Origin of the sequence: Streptomyces kebangsaanensis (genome assembly GCF_001906585.1) — a bacterium.
Classification (GTDB): Bacteria; Actinomycetota; Actinomycetes; order Streptomycetales; family Streptomycetaceae; genus Streptomyces; species Streptomyces kebangsaanensis.
In genome coordinates this window covers 1-6,322 of record NZ_JUJA01000127.1, presented here as the reverse complement: position 1 = coordinate 6,322, position 6,322 = coordinate 1, and the positions used below count along the sequence as shown (strand labels likewise).

The following is a 6,322-nucleotide window of genomic DNA, read 5'->3' as shown; positions in this document are numbered from 1 at the left end:
CTCAAGGCGCAAGGGCTGACGGTGCGTGAGGGCCCGGCGGGCAACCTGGCCGCGGTCGACGCCAACGGTCGTACGGTGTTCAAGGCACCGCCCGCGCGGATGTGGGACTCGGCGGGTGAGGCATCCGGGACGCAGACGCAGTGGGCGGTGAGGAAAACAGCCGTCACGGGCGGGGGCGAGCCTTCCGACCCGTCGGAGGCGGCTCCGTCGGGCTCTGGCCTCGAGCCCGGGCAGGGCGATGCGGTGGCTCCCATGGACGTGCAGGTCACGAAGGATTCCCTTTCGGTGGTGCCGGACGCAAAGATGCTGGCCAAGACCGATGCGTCGGCGTTCCCGTTGTTCATCGACCCGACGGTGACGTGGGGTGAGTCGGAGCGCACGCTGCTGCGTAGTGACGGTTATGAGTCCTACGGGTGGGGCAATGGGGACGACGGTCAGGGCAAGGGCGTAGGCAAGTGCGGGACCTGGAACGGCTATTACTGCGGTCCGGGGTATGTGCAGAGGCTGTACTTCGAGTTTTCGCCGGCCAACCTGAAGGGCAAGAACGTGCTGGATGCCACGTTCCGGGTGACGGAGCCGTGGGCATTCTAGTGCAGTCCTCGTTGGGTGGACCTGGTCCGCACGAACAACATCTCCGCTTCCACCACCTGGTCCTCGCGGCCCAAGGAACTGGATCTGATGGTCGGCCGGAACGTGTCGGCGGGCCGCGGGTCGCTGTGCGACCCGAACTCGCCGGATGCGCCGATCGAGTTCCGTGACGATCCGGCCAAGTCGAACGAGAACCTGACGCCGACGGTCAAGGATTTCGCGGCGGGCAAGTTCTCCCGGCTGACGCTGCAGATTCGGGCGCGCGACGAGTCGGACACCTCCGCGTGGAAGCGGTTCAAGAACGACGCGGTGCTCTCCGTGAAGTACGTTGGCATTCCCGCCACTCCGACTGAGGTCGGTGTGGTGACTGGCTCGAGCTATGTGTGCTCCACCAGCTCGGCCAGTCCGAGCGTTGTGTCCGATCCGACACCGCTGGTGCAGGGGCGGCCGCGCACCGTCGCCGGCGGTGAGTCGAGCGCCAACCTGCGTATCCGGTGGCGGACGGAGAAGTACGACGGTGCGAACTGGGTGCTGGCCCACACCGACCTCGACGGTCCGACTTCCGGATACGTCGGGAACCTGGTCAAGCAGTCCCGTAGCCTACCCACCCTCCAGGAGGGCGTGAAGTACCGGCTGAAGGCGCTGACCCTCTCCTACTACGAAGGCGGCACCGATCGGCTGAACACCGGCTACACCACGCCCTGCTACTTCACGGTCGACCCGACCGCGCCGAAGGCCCCGCAGGTGACGATCGGTTCCCCGTACACGGAGTGCACGACCAACGACTGTGTGGCCCGCGGCGGGCCCGGTCAGAGTGCGACCTTCACGTTCAAGGCGGCTCAGGGTGACACGAACAATGTGGCCTATGAGTACAGCCTGAATTCAGGATCGACCTGGGCGAACGCGAAAAAGACGTGTGTGCCAGTGCTTACTGACCGCCAGTGTGCCGTGCTCCCCGAGGACACCGTTCATTTCTACGGCTGGCAGGCCGTCATCACTCCTGATCGCGGGGGCGTCTACCGTCTTTCCGTCCGGGCCAAGGACAACGTCGGCACCGGCCGTTACGGGGCTTGGAAGGCCGTGGACTTCGCGGTGCACAGTGGTGCCGGCCCGGTCGGGCGGTGGCACTTCTCCGAGGCCACAGGGGCCGCGGTCGATTCCTCCGCGGCGAATGGCACGACCGGGCATGATGCAACGCTGGCCGGGGGTGCCACTCGGGATGACCACGGCCGCCGGGGTGTGCTGACCCATGATGCGCAAGGGCAGCCGATGGACACTCCGGTCACCGACAAGGGGCTCAGCCTCAACGGCACGACCGCCTACGCGGAAACCGCCGACAATGTGCTCGACACCGCCTCCTCCTACACCGTCTCGGCGTGGGTACGTGTTGATGCCAGTGCGTCGCGCACGCTGACCGTGCTGGGCCAGACACCGGAGTCCGCCAGCCCCTTCACCACGAAGTACAGTCCGTTCCTGCTGTCGTACGCGGGTAGCGGGGCGAATACCTGGAGCATGCGGGTACTGGCCAGTGACGGAACCTTCCGTGAGGCGAAGGCCCAGCAGGCCACACCACGCGGCGTGTGGACTCAGGTGGTCGGGGTGCATGACGCGGACACCCACAAGGTGAGCCTCTACCTGAACGGGACGCTGCAGTCCACCGTGGACGCCGGTACGGCATGGAAGTCGACCGGCCAACTGCAGATCGGTCGGGCGATGTACGCCGGTAATTACGTGGACTACTTCAAGGGCAGTGCTGATGAGGTGGCGGTGTGGCAGCGGGCCCTGACAGCGACAGAGGTCTCCGATGAGGCGCGGCTGGCCGTAAGTGATGGCTTCAACGGGGTGGAGCTGGTGGCCAACTGGTCGGCGGAGCAGGGCAGCGGCAACAACATCCCGGACACCGCCTCCGGATACGGCAGGTCGCTGACGCTGGCCGGCGGAGCTTCGCTGGACGGCGAGTCGATCGTGCTGGACGGCGTGGACGACGCCGCCACGACGGCCGGACCGGTGCTGGATGACACCGGGTCGTTCACGGTCACGGCGCTGGCCTCCCTGGACGGTGACAAGCTCGCGGCCAAGAACGTCGGCTACACCGGGCAGGTGCTCGGGCAGCGTACGGCGGACGGTTCGGCATGGGGGCTCTGGTACGAGCTGACAGGCAAGCAGACCGTGCTGGATGAGGACACGTTCGAGGAGAAGACCGTGCCCGTCGGTTTCTGGCGCTTCGGTCGGCTCAACGCGGACGGGACGTTCAGCGCCGTGACTTCCGACGAGAGCGCACTGGTGGACGGCATGGTCCGGTTGACCGGCGTCTTCGATGCCCAGGCAGGCACGACAGGCACGATCAGCCTCTATCTGGGATACATGCAGAACGGCGAACCCCGCGCGTTCACCGCGAAGGCCGGCTCGGGCGACTTCGCTGTCGGCAAGGGCTTCACCGCAGGGGCATGGCGGCACTTCCTTCCGGGCCAGGTGGCAGAGGTACGCCTGTGGGCCGGCGCGATGGCCGATGGGCAGCAGATCGAGGAAACCGTGGGTGACTGACCCGTGGAAGGGGTGAGGGCAGCCCTTGAGGCAGCTGTCCTCACCCCGGGGGTGCGGCAGACCCGGTGTTCTGCAAACGACTGGACTTCTTTTCTACGGGACTGGGCGGGGCGAAAACGATGGTCTTTGGCATAGGCACCTCAAGACGGCGACGTGCAGGAGCCGCACGGCATCGCGCGGGCCGGCTGCTGGTGCAGTCGATCGCCCTCGCGCTGGTGGTTCCCATGGGGCTGGCACAGGTAGCCGAAGCCACGACATCGGGGGGCCTTGGACGGCCTGATGTGCCCAAGCCCCGGGTAAGCAAGGTCCAGGTGTTCGAGGGGCCGGGCGCGAAGAAGGCGCGACAGAAGGTCGCCCGGGACAAGAAGGCCAACACGGCTCAGGCCAGAAAAGCCCGGACGGAGCAGAAGGCTGCCTGGCCCAAGCAGGGCGAGGCCACGCTCAGGCTCACCGGTGGCAGGACGGCCAACGCCTCGCCGGGTGGTGTGCCCATCATGGTGAGCTCGGTACCCGGCGGGAGCGCGAAGGCCCAGGCCGCGGCCGGCGGCACGGCACGGATCAACGTGCTGGACCAGAGGGCCGCCCGGATGGCGGGAGTCACAGGTGTACTGCTGACGGCCGAGGCCGACACGGCGGGCACCGCCGAGGTGAGCGTCGACTACAGCGGCTTCGCCTCGGCGATCGGCGGCGGGTGGTCGCAGCGGCTGCGTCTGGTGCAGTTGCCCGCCTGTGCGTTGACGTCCCCGCAGAAACCCGAATGCCGCACCCAGCGACCGCTGACGTCCGACAACGACGTCGCGCACCAGTCGGTATCGGCGAAGGTGCACCTGGGCGGAGCGGCAAGCGGAACGTCTAAGCAGCTCCTACGCGCGGACAGTGCCGGCGGTGGAGTGACGGTGCTCGCGGTCACCGCCGCCGACGCCGGGTCCGGGCAGTCACCGAAGGGAACCGGGGACTACTCGGCGACGCCGCTGTCATCGTCCTCGTCCTGGCAGGCCGGCGGCAGCTCGGGGTCCTTTACCTGGTCGTACGACTTCACCATGCCGCCCGCGGCGGCCGGCCCGACGCCGTCGCTGTCGCTGTCGTACGACTCGGGCAGCGTCGACGGACGGACGGCGACCACCAACAACCAGGGCACGTCGGTGGGTGAGGGCTTCGCGCTCAGCGAGTCCTACATTGAGCGCACCTACGGCTCCTGCGACGACGACGGGCATCCGGAGGTCTTCGATCTGTGCTGGAAGTACGACAACGCCCGTCTGGTGCTGAACGGCAAGTCGACCCGCCTGGTCAAGGACGACGCTACCGGGCAGTGGCGACTGGAGAACGACGACGCCTCGAAGGTGACGCGCTCCACCGGAGCCGACAACGACGACGACAACGGTGAGTACTGGACCGTCACCACCGGCGACGGCACGAAGTACGTGTTCGGCCTGAACAAGCTGGACGGCGCCGGCGCCCAGCGCACCAACTCCACATGGGCGGTGCCCGTGTTCGGCGACGACGCCGGCGAGCCCGGCTACTCGGGCGGCAGTGCCTTCGCCGACCGTGCTCTCACGCAGGCGTGGCGGTGGAACCTCGACTATATCGAGGACACCCGGGGCAACGCGGCCACGTACTGGTACACGAAGGAATCGAACTACTACAAGAAGAACAAGTCGAAGACCGCCAACGCCTCCTATACCCGGGGCGGCTACCTCACCCGGATCGAGTACGGGCTGCGCAAGGGCGCCCTGTTCGCGGACAAGGCGGACGCGAAGGTCACCTTCGACCACGCCGAGCGCTGCACTGCCTCCAACTGCTCCAGCCTGACGAAGGACACCGCCAAGAACTGGCCGGACGTGCCGTTCGACGCGATCTGCTCCAAGGACGGCTCCGACTGCAACGCGGCCGGCCCGGCCTTCTTCACCCGCAAGCGCCTGACCGGAATCGACACTGTCTCCTACAACGTCACCAGCGGTGTATACGACCCGGTGGACTCCTGGGCGCTGACCCAGGAGTACCTGGACGGCGGGGACATCGGGGACAGCTCCGACCAGGTGCTCACGCTGAAGTCGCTCAAACGCACTGGTAAGGCGGGTGATACGAGCATCGGCCTCAACCCGATCTCGTTCACGTACCAGATGCGGCCCAATCGGGTAGACGCCACCGATGACATCCTGCCGCTGACCCGGCCCCGTATCTCGACCGTCACCTCCGAGACCGGCGCCATCACCACGGTGACCACGTCGGCTCCCGAATGTGTGCGCAGCCAGGTACTGAACGCGGCACCGGACACCAACACCCGTTCCTGCTACCCGCAGTTCTGGCACATCAACGGCTCCTCGGATGCCTCGATCGACTGGTTCCAAAAGTACCGGGTGCTGGCCGTGACCGTCTCCGACCCGGCCGCGGACAACGAGGCGGTCGAGTACGCCTACTCCTACAGCGGTGCGGCCTGGCACCACAGCGACGACCCGTTCACGCCGAAGGGCGAGCGCACCTGGTCGGACTGGCGGGGCTACCGCCAGGTCACCGCGTGGACCGGTGCGACGAGCACGACGCGTTCCAGGACGGTCTCGCTCTACCTGCAGGGCATGCACGGGGACAAGAACAAGGACGGCACCACCAAATCCGTCACCGTTGCCCCGCTGGCGGCACCCGACCTTGGCGCGGCCTCGGTCACCGACAGCAACCAGTATGCGGGCCAGCTTCGCGAGCAGGTCACCTACGACGGCGCCACGCCGATCTCGGCGACGGTGAACGACCCCTGGTCCAAGGAGACCGCCCGGCAGAACGCGCCCGATGCCGCCGATCACGTGGCCCGCTACGTACGCACCGGCAAGGCCAGCACGTACGCCTACCTCACCGCCTCGAAGACGTGGCGCACCCGCTCCGTCAGCACCACCTTCGACGACTACGGCATGCCCGCCAGCGTCAGCGACTCCGGGGATGCCGGCACCGGCGGTGACGAGACCTGCACGCGCACCTGGTACGCACGCAACGACGCAGTCGGCATTACCGGCCTGGCTTCCCGTACCCGCACCGTCGGCCGGGCCTGCTCCATCACGGAATCCAACCTCAGCCTTCCGGTCACCTCCGCCACGGGTGGCGACGTCCTGTCGGACACCGCCACCGTCTACGACACGCCGAACGCCACAGCCTGGTCGGCGACGCAGAAGCCTACTCGGGGCGAGGCCACCTGGGCCGGCCG

At 67.4% G+C, this 6,322-nt stretch carries 2 pseudogenes; both read left to right on the top strand.

Annotation, left to right across the window (positions count from 1 at the left end):
* A pseudogene (locus RH94_RS18780) lies at positions 1 to 3,132 on the top strand (LamG domain-containing protein); the annotation flags it as partial.
* A gap of 119 nt (positions 3,133 to 3,251) precedes the next feature.
* A pseudogene (locus RH94_RS18775) lies at positions 3,252 to 6,322 on the top strand (RHS repeat-associated core domain-containing protein); the annotation flags it as partial.